At 62.5% G+C, this 21,249-nt stretch carries 21 protein-coding genes; 4 read left to right on the forward strand and 17 right to left on the reverse strand.

Annotation, left to right across the window (positions count from 1 at the left end; translation table 11 throughout):
• The coding region (gene ftsZ / locus ABW043_RS04870; protein WP_353920106.1) for a cell division protein FtsZ at positions 1-1,659 on the reverse strand (1,659 nt) is incomplete at its 3' end.
• Positions 1,660-1,899: 240 nt separating this feature from the next.
• On the opposite strand from ftsZ, the gene ABW043_RS04875 reads away from it, so the two are divergent.
• The gene (locus ABW043_RS04875) at positions 1,900-2,361 is read left to right on the forward strand and encodes a VOC family protein (RefSeq protein ID WP_353920107.1); all 462 of its coding nucleotides are present in this window, start codon (positions 1,900-1,902) and stop codon (positions 2,359-2,361) included.
• 54 nt (positions 2,362-2,415) lie between these two features.
• Entirely contained in the window at positions 2,416-3,213 is a 798-nt protein-coding gene (locus tag ABW043_RS04880; protein WP_353920108.1) for a nucleotidyltransferase domain-containing protein, read from the forward strand.
• 117 nt (positions 3,214-3,330) lie between these two features.
• Here ABW043_RS04880 and ABW043_RS04885 read toward each other — a convergent pair whose 3' ends face one another.
• The 10 genes from ABW043_RS04885 to ABW043_RS04930 all read right to left on the reverse strand — a co-directional run bounded on the left by ABW043_RS04885 (position 3,331) and on the right by ABW043_RS04930 (position 12,470).
• Complete coding sequence (locus tag ABW043_RS04885) at positions 3,331-3,909, reverse strand: NADPH-dependent FMN reductase (protein WP_353920109.1); 579 nt, start codon at positions 3,907-3,909, stop codon at positions 3,331-3,333.
• A gap of 106 nt (positions 3,910-4,015) precedes the next feature.
• A complete protein-coding gene (locus ABW043_RS04890) occupies positions 4,016-4,399 on the reverse strand; it encodes a winged helix-turn-helix transcriptional regulator (RefSeq protein WP_353920110.1) in 384 nt (127 codons plus the stop codon).
• A gap of 29 nt (positions 4,400-4,428) precedes the next feature.
• The gene (ftsA, locus tag ABW043_RS04895; RefSeq protein ID WP_353920111.1) at positions 4,429-5,742 is read right to left on the reverse strand and encodes a cell division protein FtsA; all 1,314 of its coding nucleotides are present in this window, start codon (positions 5,740-5,742) and stop codon (positions 4,429-4,431) included.
• Positions 5,739-6,620, reverse strand: a complete 882-nt coding sequence (locus ABW043_RS04900; RefSeq protein WP_353920112.1) for a cell division protein FtsQ/DivIB — start codon at positions 6,618-6,620, stop codon at positions 5,739-5,741. The genes ftsA and ABW043_RS04900 overlap by 4 nt, the downstream gene beginning before the upstream one ends.
• Complete coding sequence (locus ABW043_RS04905) at positions 6,608-7,528, reverse strand: D-alanine--D-alanine ligase (protein WP_353920113.1); 921 nt, start codon at positions 7,526-7,528, stop codon at positions 6,608-6,610. The genes ABW043_RS04900 and ABW043_RS04905 overlap by 13 nt, the downstream gene beginning before the upstream one ends.
• Positions 7,529-7,555: 27 nt before the next feature.
• Positions 7,556-7,807, reverse strand: a complete 252-nt coding sequence (locus ABW043_RS04910) for a DUF7660 family protein (protein ID WP_353920114.1) — start codon at positions 7,805-7,807, stop codon at positions 7,556-7,558.
• On the reverse strand, positions 7,804-9,222 hold the full coding sequence (gene murC / locus ABW043_RS04915; protein WP_353920115.1) for a UDP-N-acetylmuramate--L-alanine ligase: 1,419 nt from the start codon (positions 9,220-9,222) through the stop codon (positions 7,804-7,806). Before murC ends, ABW043_RS04910 begins: the two co-directional genes overlap by 4 nt.
• Positions 9,219-10,334: an undecaprenyldiphospho-muramoylpentapeptide beta-N-acetylglucosaminyltransferase gene (gene murG, locus ABW043_RS04920; protein ID WP_353920116.1), complete on the reverse strand. Its 1,116-nt coding sequence runs from the start codon at positions 10,332-10,334 to the stop codon at positions 9,219-9,221. The genes murC and murG overlap by 4 nt, the downstream gene beginning before the upstream one ends.
• Positions 10,331-11,497, reverse strand: a complete 1,167-nt coding sequence (locus ABW043_RS04925) for an FtsW/RodA/SpoVE family cell cycle protein (protein ID WP_502908597.1) — start codon at positions 11,495-11,497, stop codon at positions 10,331-10,333. Before ABW043_RS04925 ends, murG begins: the two co-directional genes overlap by 4 nt.
• Positions 11,498-11,678: 181 nt before the next feature.
• Positions 11,679-12,470, reverse strand: a complete 792-nt coding sequence (locus ABW043_RS04930) for a DUF4394 domain-containing protein (RefSeq protein WP_353920117.1) — start codon at positions 12,468-12,470, stop codon at positions 11,679-11,681.
• 159 nt (positions 12,471-12,629) lie between these two features.
• On the opposite strand from ABW043_RS04930, the gene ABW043_RS04935 reads away from it, so the two are divergent.
• The gene (locus tag ABW043_RS04935; RefSeq protein WP_353920118.1) at positions 12,630-13,172 is read left to right on the forward strand and encodes a sigma-70 family RNA polymerase sigma factor; all 543 of its coding nucleotides are present in this window, start codon (positions 12,630-12,632) and stop codon (positions 13,170-13,172) included.
• Positions 13,169-13,873 (forward strand): anti-sigma factor, encoded by a 705-nt coding sequence (locus ABW043_RS04940; RefSeq protein WP_353920119.1) that lies wholly within the window; start codon positions 13,169-13,171, stop codon positions 13,871-13,873. The genes ABW043_RS04935 and ABW043_RS04940 overlap by 4 nt, the downstream gene beginning before the upstream one ends.
• Here ABW043_RS04940 and mraY read toward each other — a convergent pair.
• From mraY to rsmH, 6 genes are all read right to left on the reverse strand, one after another.
• The gene (gene mraY, locus ABW043_RS04945; protein ID WP_353920120.1) at positions 13,870-14,955 is read right to left on the reverse strand and encodes a phospho-N-acetylmuramoyl-pentapeptide-transferase; all 1,086 of its coding nucleotides are present in this window, start codon (positions 14,953-14,955) and stop codon (positions 13,870-13,872) included. The two genes, ABW043_RS04940 and mraY, sit on opposite strands and share 4 nt — an antisense overlap.
• Positions 14,956-14,981: 26 nt before the next feature.
• Positions 14,982-16,373, reverse strand: a complete 1,392-nt coding sequence (locus ABW043_RS04950; RefSeq protein WP_353920121.1) for a UDP-N-acetylmuramoyl-tripeptide--D-alanyl-D-alanine ligase — start codon at positions 16,371-16,373, stop codon at positions 14,982-14,984.
• 162 nt (positions 16,374-16,535) lie between these two features.
• The gene (locus ABW043_RS04955; RefSeq protein ID WP_353920122.1) at positions 16,536-17,978 is read right to left on the reverse strand and encodes a UDP-N-acetylmuramoyl-L-alanyl-D-glutamate--2,6-diaminopimelate ligase; all 1,443 of its coding nucleotides are present in this window, start codon (positions 17,976-17,978) and stop codon (positions 16,536-16,538) included.
• Positions 17,979-17,981: 3 nt separating this feature from the next.
• On the reverse strand, positions 17,982-19,718 hold the full coding sequence (locus tag ABW043_RS04960; protein WP_353920123.1) for a peptidoglycan D,D-transpeptidase FtsI family protein: 1,737 nt from the start codon (positions 19,716-19,718) through the stop codon (positions 17,982-17,984).
• Positions 19,715-20,098, reverse strand: coding sequence for a cell division protein FtsL (gene ftsL, locus ABW043_RS04965; RefSeq protein ID WP_353920124.1), 384 nt, complete (start codon positions 20,096-20,098; stop codon positions 19,715-19,717). Before ftsL ends, ABW043_RS04960 begins: the two co-directional genes overlap by 4 nt.
• Positions 20,095-21,096: a 16S rRNA (cytosine(1402)-N(4))-methyltransferase RsmH gene (rsmH, locus tag ABW043_RS04970; RefSeq protein ID WP_353920125.1), complete on the reverse strand. Its 1,002-nt coding sequence runs from the start codon at positions 21,094-21,096 to the stop codon at positions 20,095-20,097. The genes ftsL and rsmH overlap by 4 nt, the downstream gene beginning before the upstream one ends.
• Positions 21,097-21,249: the final 153 nt, after the last annotated feature.

Consider the following 21,249-nt stretch of genomic DNA (forward strand, 5'->3'; position numbering starts at 1 on the left):
CTTGCGGAGGAAAGCCGGAATCTCAAGGCTGTCCTTCTGGGGGGCTGCAGGCTGGCTGCGACCCTGATTGTCGAGGTTGCCACGGGCACCTTCAGCGGCGGGCGGAACGCGGGAAGTCCTTGCGCCACCTGCCTCAATGGCGCTGCGGGCGGCAGCGTCATCGGCCATGCTGGAGGCCGGTTCGCGACGCGGTTCGACCTGCGGCTGACCCAGGTTCAGACCCACATTGGAGGCCAGGCGCTTGAAGAGAGCGCGGGCATTGCGCGGCTCTTCGACGTGACGATCCTGCGCCTGCTGTGACTGGCGTGCAACAACCGGGAGTTCCTCGGTGCGCGGCATGCGGCGGTAGCCATCGGGGCGGGCTGCATGGGACGGCACATAGACGCTCGGAACGGGCTTTTCTTCAACCATTGGAGCCTCTTCCGGCTCCGAATGCATCTCGGCGGCGGGCACGTATGGCTCAACGACGATGCCGTCATCTTCCATGTACTGCTGCTGGGGAGCGGCAGGGCGCTCGGCTGCGAAGGCCTGGGCAACGGCTGATTCGACTTCGAAGCCGATGTCTTCGATCAGTTCGGCGGTCGGCTCGGGTGCCGGAGCGGCAGCGCGGGCGGTTTCGACCGGCACGTGGCGGCGAACGGCCAGCGGGGTGCGCGAAGCATGCGGCTTTGCCGGCTCGAGAGCCTGGACCATGGTGGCGTCGGTGCCGGTGGCAACAACAGACACGCGGATGGTGCCGGTGAGGTCCGGATCGTAGGTGGCGCCGAGGATGATGTTGGCGTCTGAGTCGACTTCCTCGCGGATGCGGCTCGCAGCTTCATCGACTTCGTAAAGGGTGAGGTCGGGACCGCCGGTGATGGAGATGAGGAGGCCACGGGCACCCTGCATCGAGACATCGTCAAGGAGCGGATTGGCAATGGCAGCTTCGGCGGCGTGACGAGCACGATCTTCGCCCGATGCTTCACCGGTACCCATCATCGCCTTGCCCATGCCACGCATGACGGCGCGGACGTCGGCGAAGTCGAGGTTGATCAGGCCCTCTTTGACCATCAGGTCAGTGATACAGGCGACGCCGGAGAACAGCACCTGGTCGGCCATCGCGAAAGCGTCGGCGAAGGTGGTCTTCTCGTTGGCGACGCGGAAGAGGTTCTGGTTCGGGATGACGATGAGCGTATCGACATGGCGGTGCAGCTCGTCGATGCCATCTTCGGCCAGACGCATGCGGCGGTTGCCTTCGAAATTGAACGGCTTGGTGACCACGCCAACCGTCAGAATGCCCTGCTCGCGAGCGGCGCGGGCAATAACCGGAGCGGAACCGGTACCGGTGCCACCACCCATGCCGGCGGTGATGAAGACCATGTGCGAGCCGGAGAGGTGATCGTTGATCTCGTCCCAGCTCTCTTCAGCGGCAGCGCGACCAACTTCGGGGTGCGAACCTGCGCCGAGGCCTTCGGTAACACCGACGCCGAGCTGAATGATACGCTGGGCCTTCGAGAGGGCCAGGGCCTGGGCGTCCGTATTCGCCACCACGAAGTCGACGCCGCTAAGACCGGACTCGATCATGTTGTTTACGGCGTTACCGCCGGCGCCACCGGCACCAAAGACGGTAATGCGGGGCTTGAGTTCCTGGATATCGGGGATCGTGAGATTTATGGTCATTTATGGCTTGGCCCCATAGGTGGCGTGGTTAGGTAAAGATTTACCCGCCAATTCGTTAACCAGAGCCTAACAATTGTCCCAACCGCGTTAACTTCTGCGCAAATTGCGAGACAGTGTGGTTACCCATTCATGACCCATTAACCGCCAGAAGCCCCGCAAACCCGCTTGACAGCCGGAGTTTTATTTCATAACCAAATACGCATATAGCCTTTTGGTTATTTATTAAGGGAGTAGAATGTGATGACCAAGCTAACGCCCTGCCTGTGGTTCGATGACCGTATCGACGAGGCGATCAAGTTCTATACGACCACTTTCAAGGATTCGAAGGTGATCGAGCTCGTACGCAATTCCCCTGATTCTGCTGCGTTCACCGCAGTGATCGAGCTCGCGGGCCAGCAGATCTTCCTGCTCAACGGCGGCCCGCGATTCCCTTTCACCGAGGCGGTCAGCATAATGATCGAGTGTGACGGTCAGGCTGAGGTCGACTATTACTGGAACACCTTCGTCGACAATGGCGGCGAAGAGAGCATGTGCGGCTGGTGCAAGGACAAGTTCGGCTTCTCCTGGCAGGTAGTGCCCAAGCAGTTCCGCGACACTGTGTTCGGACCCGACAAGGCGGGTGCAGCCCGCGCCATGCAGGCGATGATGGGGATGAAGAAGCTGATCCTGGCGGACCTGCAGAAGGCCTATGCCGGCAGTTGAGGCATAACTGGCCAATGGGCTGGGGTGTGGCTAGGCTCCTCTGCGGAGGACAGCATGAACCAGCAAGACATTATCGCCGCGGCAAAGGCCGCGTTTGCAGATGACGAGGCCGTACGCGGCCTCTTTCTTTCCGGCAGCTTTGGACGCGGCACTGCGGACGAATGGAGCGATGTCGACCTGCTGGCCGTGGTCAGCAAGGACGATCAGCGTGGCGCTGCGGATCGCTGGAGGACCGCGCTCAACGGACTAGCACCGGTCGTCTATTGGAATGAGCTGGAGCGTGGCGGGTTTTTGATCAATGCCGTGACCAAAGACTGGCTGCGCTGCGATCTCTATATACAGGAGCCGGGCAAGATCGGCGTGCGGGCGAAGAACACTATTGCGCCGCTGATCGACCGGGACGGCATATATGACGGCCTGCCGGACGCCCTGCCCCCGAAAACCCCAAATCCGCATGCGCTGCGTTACCAGATCAACGAATTCATCCGCATCCTCGGCCTGACGCCAGTGGCGATGGGGCGTGGAGAATATTTGACGGCCGTAATGGGCAACGGCCTGCTTCGTGGCCTGCTCACCGACCTCTTCATGCAGGATGTTACTGAACCCGATTCCGGCGGCATCCTGCACCTGTCCAAGCTGCTGCCGGCTGCGCAAATCAAAATCATGAGCGACCTGCCGTTTCCGAACGCCACGGCAGATTCGGTGATGGAAGCACATCTCGCCATCGCACGGGTCTTCATGCCGCGGGCTAGGACGATGGCTGAGAGGCTGAATGTGGAATGGCCAGAGGCGTTCGAGGCCGCGACGCGCAGGGTATTGCAGGAGAAGCTGGGTGTGGCGGCGGATTGGTGAAGTACCCCCACCTAGCCTCCCCCTGTCAGGGGGAGGGACATAACGGTGGCTCGCCGTAGCTTTCCCAAACTCGACAGCTCCCTCCCCCTGACAGGGGGAGGCTAGGTGGGGGTTACTTCAGGCCGCCCGAGCTGTCTTCAGCGCGCCAGCCCACCAGGCTAGATCGTCAAGCATGAGCTTGGCGGCGTCGCCCAGATACGGAAAATCGGCGAAATCCTTTTCGTCCTTCATCAACGGCAGCATTTCGTTGGCGTTGATATGGACGGCGAACTTGAGGGTGGCGACCTGTAGCTCGGCAAGGATCAGGCGGAGCTGCTGAACGGCCCGGGCGCCACCGACACCGCCATAGCCGAGGAAGGCCGCGGGCTTCTTGGAATATTCAGGATAGGCGTGGTCGAGGGCATTCTTGAGCACGCCGGAGATCGAGTGATTGTATTCGGCCGTGATGAAGATGTAGCCGTCGAGGCCAGCCATGGTCTTGGCCCAGGCCTGCGCCACAGGATGATTGACCGGAGCATAGCCAGGCGACATCGCTTCTTCGAAGAACGGCATGGGATAATCGCGCAGGTCGACGATTTCGACCTCGATGTCATCGCGTGCCTCGGCAATGGCTTTGAGCCAATTGGTCGGCTTGTCGGCGAAGCGGGTGGCGCGCGTCGTGCTGATGACAATGCCGATGCGGGGCTTGGTGGTCATAGTGAATTCCTGACTGGTGAAGTAACCAGACCGGAAATGGGCCCTGCCCCATACGCCTCTCAAGATCGGGAGATTTTTGTTCGGGACGAACAAAAATGTCCGTCAGTCACACGTCGCGATCGTCGAACGCCCGGCGCGACTCCTCGATTCCATCGTTATGTTCCTGCGCCCAGAGATGGAGCGCCGTCAGCGGCGCCAGAGCACTGCGGCCGCGATCGGTCAGCTCATAATCGACGCGCGGCGGAATCGAAGGCGTCACCTGACGGGACACGAGGCCATCGCGCTCAAGGGTGCGCAGCGTCAGGGTCAGCATGCGCTGGGATATGCCGGTGACCGACTCCTCCAGCTCGGTAAACCGACGCGGGCCGGTGTTCAGGCTTCCCAGGACGAAGATGGACCACTTGCCGCTGAACTGGGCGATGACGTCGACGGTCGGACGGCAGAAATCGGGCACGTGGGCGGCCCGATCCTTGAAGATGTGTTTGCTCATGGCAGCAATCTAGGTGCCGCCGAGGCCAATTAAAAGCTGTGACGCAGCCAGTTGCCGACACGGGCGATATAGCCGTCGGTGCCGATGAGGCGGCGCGAGTTGCGCGGCTCGACATATTCCTGGGCGCAAACCTGCGGATAGACCAGCATGCCCGCGACAGTCGAGAAGGCAGCGCTCTTGGCGATTTCAGGCAGGCCGGCAATGCCCATGGGGCGGCCATTGCGGACATTGCGGGCCAGCGTGCGGCGGGCAACTTCGGGCAGGCCAGTGAGCTCACTGCCGCCACCAGTGAGAACGAAACGGCGGCCGCAGATATCCATCATGCCGGTAGCCTGCATGCGGTCGCGAATGGCGGTGAGGATTTCTTCGATGCGCGGGCGCATGATGCGGGTGAGGACAGAACGGGCCACCTGCCCCGGCGCTTCGTCGAGCGCGGCGCCGACCGGCTGGATGGCGATCATGTCGCGCTCGTCGGCCTGGCCGGGTAGCACCGAGCCATAAAGCGTCTTGAGGCGCTCGGCATCGGCAACACTGACCGAAAGCTGGCGGGCGATGTCGAGGGTAAGGTGATGGCCGCCAATGGCGATGGCATCGGCATAGACCAGGTGCCCGTCGTTGAAAACGGAGACAGTGGTGGTGGCGCCACCGAAATCGAGACAGGCAACGCCGAGCTGGGCCTCATCATCCACGAGGCACGCAAGACCCGAGGCATAGGGCGTGGCAACGAGCGCTTCGACCTGCAAGTGGCACCGATGCAGCACCAGTTCGAGATTGCGCATGGCGAGGGTTTCGGCCGAGATCACGGCCACATCGACGCCGAGCTTTTCCCCGACCATGCCCTTGGGATCACGAATGCCCTTCTGGCCGTCCAAGGCGTAACCGATCGGTAGCGCGTGGATGATGGAGCGTTCCGGGCGGACGGAGCGCGAATTGACGGCCTTGAGCACGCGGACGATGTCGGTCTTTTCAACTTCCTGGCCATCGAGCGATACGGCGGCGGAGAAGGTCTCCGAACCAAGGCGCCCGGCGGTGACGTTGACCAGCACGGATTCGAGCGTGACGCCGGCGGCGCGCTCAGCCATGCCGACGACATTGCGGATGGCCTGCTCGGCCTTTTCGATATCGGTGACGACGCCGCTCTTGACGCCCGAAGACGGCCCGTAACCAAAACCGATCACTTCAGCCTGGTGCGAGCGGCCGCGCAGGGACCGGCCTTCGGCACGCGGCACGAGGCGCGCAATGACACAACAGATCTTGGTCGAGCCAATATCGAGCACCGCGACAAGGGTAGCCTTGCCGAGTTGAACGGGCCGCAACCGAGATGTCATCGCATCGGTCATCATGATTCTTCGGTGTCTTCACGTTTGGTCGGACGAACGGCGACGACGCTATCGACCCGAAGGTCGATGACGCTGATGTCGCGATCGAGCAATTGGAACTGGGATTGGTAACCGGCAAGTTTCACGAGCGCCTGGGCTACGCCCTGCTCGGGAAGCTGGATGCGCAGGCCCGTCTCGTAGATCATGTCCCAGCGCCGGTCGGCGATGCGGGACAGGGCTACGAGACCATCCTGCAATTGCGGGACATGGCTGAGGGCGCGGATCATGACGAGCGCGTCGTCCGCAGCGCCATCGCCGATGACGAGTGGCAGGTCGGAATAAGCGCCGCCATCTTCGCCGATCTGGGCACCGGTCGAATCGATCACGAAGGTGATGCCATCGACGCGCCAGCGCGCGACGGGAACGTGTTCGGTTACCGAAACCGAGACGTCGGCTGGATAGGTCTTGCGAACGGTGACGGTGTCGATGGCCGGCAGCTCGGAGATGCGCTCGCGAGCAGCTTCGACATCGAAGGCCAGCGTCGAGGTATCGGGCTGAATGGCGAGGGCGTCGAAAATGGCCTGTTCGGACGTCAGGGTCTGGCCGGAAATGGAGATTTCACCGACCGACAGGCCAGCGTCGGCAAAGCCGCCCTGCGCCAGGGTCGAGAGCGCGCCGATGCCGGTGCCGATGGGTTCGTGGGCCGCGTAGACGGCAGTGACGCCAGCCAGCAGGCCGGCAATCATGAAGGCGCGGCGGATCGCGGCGCCATGGAGGACGAAGGCGCGGTTGAAGCGGTTATTGACGCGCCGAAGCGGGGAGCGGCGTGCCGGAACAGGGAGTGTGCGGGGATCGACGGGACGGGCCCCGACGAAAAATGCCTCGCTCTTTACCTGTTGCAACTCGCATCCTCCACCAGCCAGGCACATAGCTCCGAATAGGAGTGGCCCGCATGAGCAGCCTGTTCGGGTGCCAGCGACACCTCGGTCATACCCGGCTGGGTATTGAGCTCGAGGAGTACTAGTTCACCGTCCTCGCCCGCCGCATCGTTGTAGCGGAAATCGCACCGCGTCAGTCCGCGACAGCCGAGTGCCGCATGGGCGGCTAAACTGAATTGTTGCACTTTGTCGTAAATTTTCGGTTTCAACTGAGCGGGCAGCACGTGGACGGCGCCACCATTGCTGTACTTGGCCTCGTAGTTGAAAAAGGTACGGTCGGTAATGATTTCGGTGACGCCGAGGGCCACGTCGCCCATGACCGCGCAGGTCAGTTCGCGGCCGGGAATGAAGCGCTCCACCATCATTTCTTCGCCCGAAGTCCAGTCTTCGCGCAGCAGTTCCTGCGGCGGATGGCTGGTTTCGGCCTTGACGATGAAGACGCCGAAGCTCGAGCCATCTGCAATCGGCTTGATCACATAGGGCGGCGCCATGACATGGGCGCGGGCCGCCTCGGCGCGCGAGACGATGACGTGATCGGTGACCGGGATGCCGGCTGCCTTGAAGAGGATTTTCGCCTGATGCTTGTTCATGGCGAGGGCGGACGAGAGCACGCCGGAATGGGTGTAGGGAATTTCGAGAAGTTCGAGCACGCCCTGGATGTAACCGCCTTCGCCGAAGGGGCCATGGAGGGCGTTGAAGGCAACGTCGGGCTTGAGGGCCGCGAGGACCTGGACGACATCACGGCCGACATCGACTTCGGTTACCTGATAGCCGGCTTCGCGCAGCGCGGCAGCGCAGCCGGCGCCGGTGCGGAGGGAAACGGGGCGCTCGTTGTTCCAGCCCCCCATGAGAACGGCGACGTGCTTGCTCATGACCTAAGCCTTCAATTCCTGGGGACGCTATTCGTAGGATACTGATGCGGTCAGCATGGCCGCAGCAAACGTCCAACTGGACATTTTAGCGACATCAGTACCGAGGTTGTTTTTTAGGCCACCAGAGTCCCGCACCCAAGCGGCCATAGCCCCCAGAAAACCCTCTAGTGTGCGGTTGTCCCAGTTGCCCGCGTTTAGCAACAGATCCGCGTGCAGCTCTTCAACAAACGATGCAAGTTGCTCACGGGTCGTCACTTCCTCAAAGGCAGAACCGGTCATTTTGCTTCCTCGCCCATCAGCTTGCTCAGTTCACCCGGCAAGGCCGCGGCCCACTGGGTGATGTTGCCGGCGCCAAGGCAGACGACGTAGTCGCCATCTTCGACACGCGAGGCGATGAGCGCGGCGAGATCTTCGGGCTTGTTCAGCACACGGGCGTCGCGATGGCCGCGGGCGCGGATGCGGTTGACCAGTTCTTCGTGGGTCACGCCCGGCAGCGGCTGTTCGCCGGCGGCGTAGATCGGGGCGACGATGACGGTGTCCGCGTCGTTGAAGCAGGCAGCGAAATCATCGAAGAGATCGTGCACGCGCGAATAGCGGTGCGGCTGGACCACGGCGACGACATCGCGGCGGGCCGACTGGCGCGCGGCCTTGAGCACGGCGGCGATTTCGACCGGGTGGTGGCCATAGTCGTCGATGACAGTGACGCCGCCGACTTCGCCGGTCTTGGTGAAGCGACGCTTGACGCCCGTAAAGCCTTTAAGGCCCTTGCGGATGGCTTCGGCGGGAACGTGGAGTTGATCGGCCACGGCGATGGCGGCCGTGGCGTTGAGGGCATTGTGGATGCCGGGCATCGGCAGTTCGAGCCCGTCGATGCGGAGCTGGGTCTGGCGGATGCGATCGCGGATCTCGACCGAGAAATGCTGCACGCCGTCGCGGTTCTCGATGTCGAGGAGGCGCACGTCGGCCTGTGGATTGCGGCCATAGGTGATGACGCGGCGGTCGCGGATTTCACCGACGAGCGACTGCACCTCGGGGTGATCGAGGCACATGACGGCAAAGCCATAGAAGGGCACGTTTTCGACGAACTGGTGGAAGGCCTTTTTCACGCCTTCGAAGTCGCCGTAGTGATCGAGGTGCTCGGGGTCGATATTGGTGATCACGGCAACGTCGGCGGGAAGCTTTGTGAACGTGCCGTCGGATTCGTCGGCTTCAACCACCATCCACTCACCTGCCCCGAGACGCGCATTGGTGCCGTAGGCATTGATGATGCCACCGTTGATGACGGTGGGGTCGAGATTACCGGCGTCGAGGAGCGTCGCGACCAGCGTAGTCGTCGTGGTCTTGCCGTGGGTGCCGCCAATGGCGATGGCGGTCTTGAAGCGCATAAGCTCGGCGAGCATTTCGGCGCGGCGGACGATGGGCAGCGCGCGGGCACGGGCTTCAACCAGTTCGGGATTATCGCGCTTGATGGCGGAGGAGACGACGACGACTTCGGCCTTGCCGAGGTTATCGCCGCTCTGGCCAATCTCGACCTTGATGCCCATGTCGCGCAGGCGCTGGACATTGGGGTTGAGCGAGGCGTCGGAGCCCTGAACCGTGTAGCCCTGGTTGTGCAGGATTTCGGCAATTCCGCTCATGCCGATGCCGCCGATGCCGATGAAGTGGACCGGGCCGATATTGCGGGGCATTTTCATGAGGCGGATTCCAGTGTGTTTGTGCCCTGGCCGGCCAGGCTTTCAGCGAGGTCGGCGAGCTTTTCAACGGCGCGAGGCTGGCCCAACACCCGAGCGGCGATGGCCGCCCCGGCAAGGGTTGCGGGGTCGGTAAACAGTGTCGTGAGGCGAGTGGCAAGCGATTGCGGCGAAAGCGCGGCTTGTTCCATCACCCAACCGCCGCCGCCCGCTTCAACCACAAGAGCATTGTTCTTCTGGTCGGCATCGAGAGCGCCGGGCAGCGGAATGAGGATCGAGGGCCGGCCGATGACGGTCAGCTCCGCAATGGTCGAGGCGCCGGAACGGCCGATGACCAGATGGCTCTGGGCAATGCGCTCGGGCAGATCGGTGAAGAAGGGCGCGAGTTCGACGCTGGTGCGCGACTGGCGATAAATCTTGGTGACGCGATCGAGGTCTTCCTGGCGCACCTGCTGCACGATGCGGAGGCGCGAACGCAGGGTATCGGGCAGGAGCGAAATGGCTTCGGGCACGATATCCGAAATGGCGCGGGCGCCCTGGCTGCCACCGAAGACGACGAGATTGATCGGGCCGGTAGCGCCCAGCTCCGGAAAGGGGCTGGCGGAGATGGCGCGGACACGGTCGCGGACGGGATTGCCGGTGAGGACTTTTTCGAGGCCCTGATCGTCGGCAAAGCGGGTCTTCGCAAAGCTCAGGGCCAGCACGTCGGCAAAGCGGCTAAGGGCGCGGTTGGCGCGGCCCATGACGGCGTTCTGCTCATGGAGAATGCCGGGAATGCTGAGAAGGCTCGCCGCAATGAAAGGCGGAAAGGTCGGGTAGCCGCCAAAGCCGATCACAGCATCCGGACGCAGCGCGCGCAGGATGCCGAAGGATTTTGCCACGCCGCGCGCAATCGTGAAACTGGCCGTCGTGAACTTGATCGGATTGGACAGGCTGGGCGTCGCCGAAGGGACCATGTGGATGCGGCGGGCCGGAAAGTCCTGGCCATAGCCTTCGACACGATGGTCTGTCATCAGCTCGACGGCGTGACCGCGACGGATCAACTCCTGCGCGAGGGCCATGGCGGGAAAGAGATGGCCGCCGGTACCGCCGGCCATGAGTACAAAAGTCTTCATTCGGCGGGAGCGACCACGGCGCTGCGATAGGATGGAATGCCGGTAGTCATGCGCTCCTCGGGCTTGGTTCTCGTCATGGCCAGCATCAACCCCATACCGAAGGCGACGGCAATCATGGACGTGCCGCCATAGGACACGAATGGCAGCGTCATGCCCTTGGGGGGAATCAGGTTGAGATTCACCGCGAGGTTGATGCCCGACTGCATGGCAAACTGGATGGCGATTGTGGAGGCGGCAAGGCGGGCAAAAAGGCTTTGCTGGCGCTGCGCACCCATCATGGCGCGGAGCACGATGAAGGCGATAAGCCCGACGAGCGCCATGCAGAACAGAATGCCGTATTCGCCGGCAGCGGCGGAGAAGACATAGTCGGCGTGGGCGTCAGGAATGAGCTTCTTGGCCATCGACTCGCCGGGACCGCGACCGAACCAGCCGCCCTCTGCGAGCGACTGCAAAGCGCGGTCGATCTGGTAGGTATTGCCGCCGCCCTCGGGGTTGAGGAAGGTATCGATACGGCGCGCAAAGTGCGGGAAGAAGGCATAGGCGCCAACGAGCAGGCCACCCGCCGCACCGGCGAGGCCGATGATGATCCACCAGGAAATGCCCGACAGGAACAGCAGCACGGCCCAGGTGGCAAGGATCAGCGCAGTCTGACCGATATCCGGCTGCAGCAGCAGGCCGGCGACGATGACCAGCATGAGCGCGGTGGCGATGAGGCGGCCGGGCACGTTGCGATGGATCATGAATTCGGAAAAGAGCCACGCGCCGATGACGGCAAAGGCGGGCTTTACGAACTCCGAGGGCTGCACGGATTGACCGGCAAAGGACATCCAGCGCCGGGCGCCTTTGACTTCCGTACCGAAGCGCAGAGTGGCCCAGAGCAGCAGCGTCATGACGATCAGCGTGCCGAGCGCAGCAAAGCGCGCCTGTCGATGGCTCATCATCGAGGTCGCGAGCATGACCGGCACGGCGAACAGGCAGAACATGGCGTGGCGAATGACGAAGTGCCACTCGTTGAGACCGATGCGCTCGGCGACCGGAGGGCTGGCCGCGAGGCTGAGCACCATGCCGCAAATGAGGAGCAAGATCAGGCCCGAAAGCAATTCGCGGTCAATCGACCACCACCATTCGGCGAGGGGCGTTTTTTCGGCGCGGGAGAACATCATGTGGCTGGGCCGGCTACTCGATACAAACTGCAGACAATTGTACCGAGTGGTGGTTACCGATTTGGTAAGGGATTTCGCGTTTTGCGAGTCAGCCTGTGGAGATAAACGAAGGGGCGGCCCTGAAGCCGCCCCTTGTGCGCCAATCGCCCCCGGGAGACGAAATGGACGATTGGCGAATGGTTCAGTTCCAGACGGCGATATCCGAAATCGTGCCGTCGACGCCTTCGATGGCGCCCCAGGCTTCGGCAGCGCCAGTTTCGAGATCAACCGTGTGGAGCACATTGTCGACGACGAGATAAGCCGTGTTGGTCAGGTCTTCGGTCGAGTGGATGTCGAAGGCATAGGAAGAGCCGCCGTCGACGCCGAGCTTGCCGATGGCCGCCAGAGTGCCGTCATTGGGCGAAACCTGCTGGATGAGACCGACGATGGTGGCGTCGATGTCGTACATGGCCGTCGCTTCGGGCTTGCCGAAGGAGTTGATGTAGGCCGCCGCGACGATGGCAGGCGTTTCGCCGGCATGCATGTCAGCAGCTTCGTAGGCGAGTGCGCCATCGACCGTTACGGCGCCATCATCGACATTGACGCGGTGATTGGTGCCATCCGTGCCCATGAGGCGCAGGCGGTCGGCCATTGGATTGAAGTCGACGATCGCCCCTTCGTAGCTCGAGAGCTTCTCGGAGAGGTTCGACTTGACCGTGGCGGCGCCGGTGGCGGTGTCGATGGTCACGACCTCACCCGCAAGCGAGACGCCATAGAGGAGATTGTCGGCGGGACGCTGATCGATACCGGCGAGACCGTCGACACCGGTAACATCAACGGTGGCGCTGACGGCCCGGGTTTCGGTGTCAAAGGTGACGAGGCTGTTGCCGTCAACAAGCGCAATGGCAGTTGCGGCATGGGCTGCGCCAATGGCGAGGCCAGAAGTGGCGATGACGAGAGCTGCACGCAGGGCGATGGTCGAGATTGCAGACATTTGACGTCTCCTCATTTGATGCGCCGGGAGGCGCTTGCATGGGGAGTACCCGCCAGCCGACGGCTCTGGATGCATGAGGCGAAAGTTTTTTTGCGCGCATCCAGATGAAGGCCTCGCGGGTAATCGACATGAAGGAATTTTGCCCCCATGTTGCACTGGATGTCAGAACCTATACCGAGCGAAGACCTGATTGACCGCGTTGCTCACGGCGACCGTTCGGCACTTGCCAAGCTTTTCGAAGCAGAATCGGGGCGACTCGTCGCCATCGCGCAACGCCTTTTGCGCCGCCGAGACCTCGCGGAAGAGGCCGTGCAAGAGGTTTTCCTCAGGCTCTGGGGCAAGGCGGAGAGCTTTGACAAAACCAAGGGCACAGCGCGCGGATGGCTGACCGTGTCGGTGCGCAATCGGGCCCTCAATATGCTGCGCGACGGCGCACGCATCGATTACGAAGACACTGAAAAACTGGCAGAATTGGGTGACCGAGCGGCCGATGCGAGAGCCGCCTTTGAGGCGCTTTCGATCAAGGATTCGCTGAAACATTGCCTTTCGGCACTGGACGAGAAGAAGCGCGAGGCGGTTTTGCTCTGCTACGTAACGGGCCTTAACCACGGCGAGGCGGCCGCCACCATGCGCGTACCGCTTGGGACCATGAAGTCCTGGATCAAGCGCGGCGTCGCTGCTTTGCAGGAGTGCCTGTCATGACACAGGCAGAACTGGAACGGGTTGGAGAATATGTGCTGGGGCTGCTCGAAGGGCCGGACGCCGAAGCGTTCGAGCGTCAGCTTGCCCAATCGCCAGAACTCGCCGCGGCGGTCGACAGGCTGCGCCGGCATCTGCATGCGCTCGACGATACGGCAATGCCCCTGCCCGCCAACCCCGAACTTTGGGCACGCATCGACGCAGGGCTTGGCGCCGGAGCGACGGTTGTGCCATCGACGCGGTTGCCGCCCCCTGACAATGACAATCATAATAGCTGGATGCGGTTTGCCGGGCTGGCCGCAAGCGTGCTGGTCGCACTTGGCGTTGGGTATCTCGCCGGAAGCACGACAGGCGCACAGCGCGCGCCTGTGATGGTCGCTGTCCTACTATCAGAGGATGCCATGCAACCGGGCGCTATCGTTGAAGCATTCGCCGACGACAGTGTGCGGCTGATGCCGTTGGACCGCTTTGAAGTGCCCGAAGGGCGCGTGCTGGAGGTCTGGACACTGCCCGATCCGGCGACGGGGCCGGTGTCCCTCGGCACGTTCAGCAATCCGCAGACGATAAACCTCGCTGGGCCTGACCTGCCGCCGCCAATGTCGGGACAGCTCTACGAAATCACCCTAGAACCGGCGGGTGGTTCGCCCACCGGCCGTCCGACGGGCCCAATCCTGGTCAAAGGCTTCGCCAAAGCCCCGCTTTAGCGCAGCTTGAGGCTCGAAAGGCCGATCAGCGCGAGCACGAAGGAGATGATCCAGAAGCGGATCACCACCTGGCTTTCGGTCCAGCCAAGATGCTCGAAATGGTGGTGGATGGGCGCCATTCGGAAGACGCGTTTGCCCGTCAGGCGGAATGACGTCACCTGCACGATCACCGAGACGGTTTCGAGTACGAAGAGGCCGCCGATGATCGCCAGAACGATCTCGTGCTTGGTGGCGACAGCAATGGTGCCAAGTGCGCCGCCAAGGGCCAGCGAGCCGGTGTCGCCCATGAAGATCTGGGCCGGCGGGGCGTTGAACCAGAGGAAGCCAAGGCCCGCACCGATCAATGCACCGCAGACGACGGCGAGTTCGGCCGTGCCGGGAACGGAATTGAGCAGCAGGTAATCGGCATAGTTCTGGCTGCCGACGAGATAGGCAATGAAGCCAAAGCAACCGGCAGCGACCATGACGGGAACGATGGCGAGGCCATCGAGGCCGTCGGTGAGGTTGACCGAGTTGCCGGCCGCCACGACAACGAAGCCGCCGAAGAGAATGTAGAAATAGCCGAGATTGACCGCGAGGTCTTTCACGAACGGGAACAGCAGCGACGTGCCATAGGAGCCAGCGGCGAGCTGGGAAATGGCGAAGGCAGCGATACAACCGATGATGGCTTCAAGAAGCAGGCGTTGCTTCGAGCCAAAACCCTTGTGGCTCATACGCTTGACCTTGAGATAGTCGTCGTAGAAGCCTATGGCACCAAAACCGATGGTGACGAAGAGCACCACCCAGACATAGCCGTTGCTCAGGTTCGACCACAGCAGGGTCGAGATGACGGCGCCCGAGAGGATCATGAGCCCGCCCATCGTCGGCGTGCCCTTCTTGGTCAGGAGATGAGTCTGCGGACCGTCTTCGCGGATCGGCTGGCCCCTGCCCTGCTTGAGACGCAGCAGCGCGATCATGCCCGGACCGAACATGAAGACGAAGAACAGCGCAGTGATCATCGCCCCCGCGGTGCGGAAAGTGATGTAGCGGAAGACGTTGAACGCGGCGAGGGAGTCACCCAACTGGCCGAGAAAATAGAGCATGCTCTCTTATTGTCCTGATTGGGCGTCTAGCGCTGTTCAAACTTGTCTTTGATGCCGGCAACAAGGCGGGAAAGCCCCACGCCGTTCGATCCTTTGACCATAACTGCGTCCCCATAGGCAAGCGCTGCAATCAGCTCGGGCAGGCCTTGTTCAATGGTTGTGAAATGCCGGGAAAACAGCGCCGCGGGTAGTGCTTCGGCCAGGCGCGCCATATTGGGGCCCACAAGGTAGACCTTGTCCGCCCCGCTCGCCCGAACCGTGTCGGCAAGACCCGCATGGAGCGCGGGACCAGCCTCGCCCAGTTCCAGCATGTCGCCGAGCACGACGACCTTCCTGCCATTGGGCGCGGAGACCGAGCCGAAGACATCGAGGGCGGCAGTCATCGAGGCGGTATTGGCGTTGTAGCTTTCGTCGATGAGCAGCAGCGGTTTCTCTTTTGAACCCAGATAGATGCGCTGGCCGCGGCCGGGCTGCGGGCCGAAGCCGGCAAGGGCGCGAAGCGCGATTTCCGGGGCGATGCCAGCGATATTGGCGACTGCCAGCGCGGCGGTCGCGTTGCTCAGCATGTGGCGGCCAGCAACGCCGATGGTGAGGGCGTAGCGGTCATCGCCATTAAGGACGGTGGCAAAGCTGCGGTCGCCTGCGGTTTCGGCGTCGACGATCTGCCAATCGGTGCCGCGGGCAAAACCGAAGGTGACGACGCGACCAACGCCGGCGGCCTGCGCGGCTTCGAGCAGAAGACCGATTTGCGGATGGTCCGCATTGATGACGGCAGTGCCGCCGGCCTCAAGGCCGTCGAAGATCTCAGCTTTGGCGCGGGCGATCGCTTCGAGGCTGCCGAGTTTTTCGAGATGGGCGGCCGCGACCGTGGTGATGACGGCGATATGAGGGCGCACCAACTGGCTGAGGGGGCGGATTTCGTCGGGGGCGTTCATGCCCATTTCGAAGACGCCGAACTGGGCCGTCTCCGGCATGCGCGCCAGCATCAGCGGCACGCCCCAGTGATTGTTGAAGCTCTTGATGGAGGCGTGAGTCTCGCCGGCCGCCTCGAAGATGATGCGCAGGGCTTCCTTGGTCGTGGTCTTGCCCACGCTCCCGGTGACGCCGACGATCAGCGCGCGGCTGCGGGCGCGAGCGGCGCGGGCGAGGTCGACGAGGCCCCCTAGCGCGTCAGGAACCGTGATGCGCCCTGCCCCTTCACCGCGGCTGACGAGAGCTGCAGCAGCGCCATTGGCAAGGGCGGTGTCGACGAAGTCATGCCCATCGAAGCGGTCGCCCTTGATGGCGACGAAAAGCGCATCGGGACCGATTTCGCGGGAATCGATTGAGATGGAACGGATGGCGTCGGTTTTGATGCCTTCGGCGCGGCCGCCGGTGGCTTCAAGAACGGCGTCTAGGGTGTAGAGAGGTTGGGTCATGGCATCTTCCGCGGTTGCCTGCCCCCACCCTTGATCCCTCCCCACAAGGGGGAGGGAGACGATGGAATCGTGACGCTGGAGGCTTGCGCCTCCCTCCCCCTTGTGGGGAGGGAATGAGGGTGGGGGTTACCCCACGCCCCAAGCACCTGTCTATATGCCGGGTTAGCCCTTGATCGCTTCCGCGACGACTTCGTGGTCGGAGAAGTGGTGCTTGGTGGTGCCGATGATCTGGTAGGTCTCGTGCCCCTTGCCGGCGATGAGCAGGACGTCGCCCTTCTGCAGGGATTTGACGGCCGTCTGGATGGCCTTCTTGCGGTCGGCAATTTCCTTGGCCCCCTTTGCCTCGGCCAGGATCTGGGCGCGAATGGCGGCGGCGTCTTCGGTGCGCGGATTGTCGTCCGTCACGATGACGTCATCGGCAAGCTCGCTGGCAATTGCGCCCATTTGGGGGCGCTTGCCCTTGTCGCGGTCGCCGCCGCAGCCGAAGACGACGCGGAGCTTGCCCTTGACGTAGGGGCGTAGCGTATGGAGCGCCGTGCGCAGGGCCTCGGGCTTGTGAGAATAGTCGATGAAGATCGCCGCGCCCTTGTATTCACCCACCAGTTCCAGGCGGCCAACGGCGCCCACGAGCTTGGGAAGAGCGGCAAAGGCGTCGTTCTTGTCGACGCCGGAAGACATGGCTAGAGCCGCCGCGATCAGGGCGTTCGAAACCTGGAATTCGCCCGGGATCTGCAGGTGAAAATCCACCAGCTCGCCGATATGGCGGATCTGGACGCGCTGGCCATAACCCTCGGGCTGGATCGAAATGATCTCGATATAGGCCCCTTCCCGGCCGACCGTCAGCAGGGTCGCGTTGGCCGACAGCGCGGCGAACATGAAGGGCTCGTATTCCGGATCGTCGACGTTGACGATGGCCGCGCCGCCATCGACCAGCAGGTCGGAGAAGAGGCGCAGCTTGGCGTTGCGGTACTCATCCATGTCGGCGTGATAGTCGAGATGGTCGCGGCTGAGATTGGTGAAGGCGACAGCTTCGAAATGAATGCCATCCAGCCGGCGCTGATCGAGGCCATGGCTCGATGCTTCGACGGCGACATGGTCGACGCCCTGGGCACGGAGAGCGCGGAGAGCCTGGTGCAGCGTGCGCGAATCCGGGGTCGTCAACGCGCCTTCAATCGTGCGGTTCGCCGTCTGCACGCCGAGCGTACCCACGCTGGCGCCGGGAACGCCGGCATGGTCCCAAATCTGGCGCACGAACGAGGCGACGGAAGTCTTGCCATTGGTGCCGGTAACGGCGACGGAAATCTCGGGTTGCGGTTCGAAGACGCGCGAAGCGGCGCGGGCATAGGAGGCACGGACGTCCTTGACCACAACGACGGGGATGCCGGGTTCGCCGACGGGCATGATGTCGGTAACGATGGCAAGGGCGCCGCGATGCACGGCATCTTCGATGAATTGGTTGCCGTGAACCTTCTGGCCCGGCAGGGCGAAGAAAATATCACCCGGCTCAATGCGACGGCTGTCCGAATTGAGGCCAAAGACCGTGCCCAACCCCTTCTTGGGGCGGGCGCCAGAACCTTCGAGCAGTTGCGAAACGCTAAGAGACACGAATCAATATCCTTCTGGAAAGATCCGCCTGACTTCTGGCGGAACGATCTGCTGATCAAGCAATCCCTGGAAATCCGGGGCAATACCAAGCATGGGTGCCACTCGCTGCACAACCCTGCCCGTCAGAGTGCCGGCGTTCCAGCCGGCAGTGGTGCCGGACTGTGGGTTTTCGGCCTTCGGCTCATCCACCATGATCACCAGCGCGTAGCGCGGATTATCGAGTGGAAAGGCCGAGGCAAAGAAGTTTGTGACCTTGTTGGACGAATAACGGCCATCGACCACTTTTTCGGCGGTGCCGGTTTTTCCGCCGACGCGATAGCCCTGCGCGGCCTTGTTCATCTGCGAGCCCGAGCCGCCGGTCGAAATGGCGTTGAGGCGCATCAGGTAACGCATATAGGCGCTGGTCTGGGGCTGGATCACCCGCTCGTAAAGCGGTTCGGCATCGGCTACGCTGCGCTTGTAGAGCGTCGGAGCGATATAGTTGCCGCCGTTGACGAAGGCGGCATAGGCCGTGAGCATGTGAAGCGGCGAGACCGAGAGACCGTGTCCGAATGACGCCGTGGCGGCGCCGACTTCTGACAGCTCCTTCGGCACGCTGGGAACGCGCATCTCCGGCAGTTCGAACTGCACGCGCTCATCGAATTTCATACGGCTGAGGAAGGCGCGGTAATTGTCCTTGCCCATGGCCTGCATGATGCGGATCGTGCCGATATTGGACGAGTATTTGTAGACTTCGGGCAGGCTCAGGATGCGGTGCTTGCCGTGGAAATCGTCGATGGTGTAGCGGCCGAAGCGGACGCCGTAGCGGGCGTCGAACTCATCGGTGATGCCGACCATGCCGCTGTCGAGGGCACCGGCCAGTGTCACGGTCTTGAAGATCGAGCCGGGCTCGAAAATACCCGAGGTGACGCGGTTGAACGTGTCCTTGACGAGCGCGGACGCCGGATCGTTCGGATTGAAATCGGGCAACGAGGCCAGCGCGATGATTTCGCCGGTATAGATGTCTATCATGGCGCCGGCGGCAGCGATGGCCTGGTAGCGCGTCATGGCATCGGTAAGCTGGTCGTGCAGCACATGCTGCACGCGCATGTCGATGCTGAGCTCGACCGGGGTCAGCGCATTGCCGCGGGCAAGACCGAGTTCCTGCAGCAGCGCGATGGATTCGGCGTCCATGTGACGCTCGATGCCGGCAATGCCCTGGTTGTCGACATTGGTCGAGCCAAGAACGTGCGAGGCCTCGTTCATGGCGGGGTAGAAGCGCTTGGATTCGGTGATGAAGTCGATGCCGGGAATGCCGAGGCGCATGACCTGCTCTTCGACGGCGGGGGTCAGCTCGCGCTTGAGCCACACAAAGCCCTTGTCGCCAGTCAGGCGGTTGCGCAGCCAGGTCTCGTCGAGATCGGGCAGCACCGTGCGCAGTTTCGTCACCGCCTCTTCGATGTCGATGATGCGGCGCGGTTCGGCATAAAGCGAAGGCACGCGAATATCGACGGCCATTTCGAGGCCGTTGCGATCAAGGATCGGCGGACGGGTCGCGGTGATGGCGTCGCGCGTCTGGCCTTCAATGGTCGTATCTGTTTCGGCCATGCCGAGCTGGACAAGCCGGCCACCAACGGCGCCGAAGCCGAGCACCAGCGCCAGGATCATCCAGCGGATGCGGGCCTGAGTGAGATTGCCGCGCGCCTTGCGCACGCCGTCGAGCGAAATGGTGGGAGCGAGACCGTCTGCGGTTATGGTCATTCGATCCCCTCCAATTCGAGAATGGCATCAATGGGATCGACACCCGCATCGATGGCCAGGAAAAGCGCATCCATGGCGGCCGTATCGGGCTTGGCCGGACGCATGGGCAGATCGGCAAACGAGCCGAACTGCTCCTGCTGCACCTGGCTGACGCCGAGTTCGGCCTCGTGGCGCCGCACGATGGGCTCGACATAGGCCGGCTGGTTCAGCACCGCCCAATCGGCCTTGAGCGTGGTCAGATCGTCTTCCTGCTCAGAAATATGGATCTGCAGCGCAGTGCGCTCGGCCGCCGTGCCTTCGATAGAGAATTTCAACATGTAGACGCCCACCAGCATGACGATGCTGGTGCAGATCAGGAAAATATTGAACCGCCGGATCATGCAGCACCCCTGACGACGGGTACGCCGAGTTGGTCGTACGAGACGGGGCGCGCATCGATCTCCGTGCGGATGGCACTGCGCAGGACCGACGAACGGGAGCGCGGGTTGCGGTCCAGTTCGGCAGCACCGGGCTTGGTCGCCTTGGCGACAGGATCCCAGCGGCGCGGATCGAGCTTGACCTGCGGCAGGTGGCGCGACTGGGCGGGACCGCCCTTGTCGGGATCGAAGAAGCGTTTGACGATGCGATCTTCGAGCGAATGAAAGCTGACGACGGCAAGAACACCGCCCTCGCCCAGCAGACGCTCGGCGGCAAAGAGCCCTTCGACGAGCTGATCGAATTCGCCGTTGACGGCAATGCGCAGCGCCTGGAAGGAGCGCGTTGCAGGATGCGCGTCACCCGGCTTGCGACCGATGGCCTTCTCGATGATGCGAGCGAGTTCGAGCGTCGTCGCGATAGGGGCAGTTTCGCGGGCAGAGACGATGAACTGGGAAATGCGGCGCGACTTACGCTCTTCGCCAAAGGCGTAAAGCAGGTTCGCCAGCTCTTCCTGTTCGAGATTATTGACGAGGTCGGCAGCGCTTTCGCCCCACTGGCTCATGCGCATATCGAGCGGACCTTCGCGCATGAAGGAAAAGCCGCGCTCGCTCTCGTCGAGCTGCATGGAGCTGACGCCGATATCGAGCACGACACCATGAATGGGCGCGAAAGGCGCAGCAAGCGTGTCGAGTTCGGAAAAAGTGCCGGGAACGAAATGGAATCTACCCGGAAAATCGGCCGCCAGCTTTTCGGCATGCGACTTCACATTGGGATCGCGATCGATGGCGACGACTTCGGCGCCCGCTTCGAGCAAGGCGCGCGAATAGCCGCCCGCGCCAAAAGTGCCATCGACGACGCGGCGGCCAGCGAGCGGACCAAATGCAGCCACAACCTCATCCAGAAGGACGGGGATGTGAGGCGCATTCATCTGCGGGGATTCGGGCAGGTGCCGCTTGCCCATACTGACCAAAACTCCAATTCAGGCCGCAGCAATCGACCATGCAGACCATTCCCGACAATTGCATGTGGACGCTTAAGATTCTGTTTCCCATGGCACATAAGCGCCCGCGGAAAAGGAAAAATGGCCCGGCAAAACCGGGCCATTTCAAGGATT

The sequence above is a fragment of the Devosia sp. genome (assembly GCF_040509215.1).
Classification (GTDB): Bacteria; Pseudomonadota; Alphaproteobacteria; order Rhizobiales; family Devosiaceae; genus Devosia.

Coding starts and splice junctions, on each gene's coding strand:
- ABW043_RS04875 (WP_353920107.1), top strand. CDS start 1,900: ATGACCAAGCTAACGCCCTGCCTGTGGTTCGATGACCGTATCGACGAG.
- ABW043_RS04880 (WP_353920108.1), top strand. CDS start 2,416: ATGAACCAGCAAGACATTATCGCCGCGGCAAAGGCCGCGTTTGCAGAT.
- ABW043_RS04885 (WP_353920109.1), bottom strand. CDS start 3,909: ATGACCACCAAGCCCCGCATCGGCATTGTCATCAGCACGACGCGCGCC.
- ABW043_RS04890 (WP_353920110.1), bottom strand. CDS start 4,399: ATGAGCAAACACATCTTCAAGGATCGGGCCGCCCACGTGCCCGATTTC.
- ftsA (WP_353920111.1), bottom strand. CDS start 5,742: ATGATGACCGATGCGATGACATCTCGGTTGCGGCCCGTTCAACTCGGC.
- ABW043_RS04905 (WP_353920113.1), bottom strand. CDS start 7,528: ATGAGCAAGCACGTCGCCGTTCTCATGGGGGGCTGGAACAACGAGCGC.
- ABW043_RS04910 (WP_353920114.1), bottom strand. CDS start 7,807: ATGACCGGTTCTGCCTTTGAGGAAGTGACGACCCGTGAGCAACTTGCA.
- murC (WP_353920115.1), bottom strand. CDS start 9,222: ATGAAAATGCCCCGCAATATCGGCCCGGTCCACTTCATCGGCATCGGC.
- murG (WP_353920116.1), bottom strand. CDS start 10,334: ATGAAGACTTTTGTACTCATGGCCGGCGGTACCGGCGGCCATCTCTTT.
- ABW043_RS04925 (WP_502908597.1), bottom strand. CDS start 11,497: ATGATGTTCTCCCGCGCCGAAAAAACGCCCCTCGCCGAATGGTGGTGG.
- ABW043_RS04930 (WP_353920117.1), bottom strand. CDS start 12,470: ATGTCTGCAATCTCGACCATCGCCCTGCGTGCAGCTCTCGTCATCGCC.
- ABW043_RS04935 (WP_353920118.1), top strand. CDS start 12,630: ATGTCAGAACCTATACCGAGCGAAGACCTGATTGACCGCGTTGCTCAC.
- ABW043_RS04940 (WP_353920119.1), top strand. CDS start 13,169: ATGACACAGGCAGAACTGGAACGGGTTGGAGAATATGTGCTGGGGCTG.
- mraY (WP_353920120.1), bottom strand. CDS start 14,955: ATGCTCTATTTTCTCGGCCAGTTGGGTGACTCCCTCGCCGCGTTCAAC.
- ABW043_RS04950 (WP_353920121.1), bottom strand. CDS start 16,373: ATGACCCAACCTCTCTACACCCTAGACGCCGTTCTTGAAGCCACCGGC.
- ABW043_RS04960 (WP_353920123.1), bottom strand. CDS start 19,718: ATGACCATAACCGCAGACGGTCTCGCTCCCACCATTTCGCTCGACGGC.
- ftsL (WP_353920124.1), bottom strand. CDS start 20,098: ATGATCCGGCGGTTCAATATTTTCCTGATCTGCACCAGCATCGTCATG.
- rsmH (WP_353920125.1), bottom strand. CDS start 21,096: ATGGGCAAGCGGCACCTGCCCGAATCCCCGCAGATGAATGCGCCTCAC.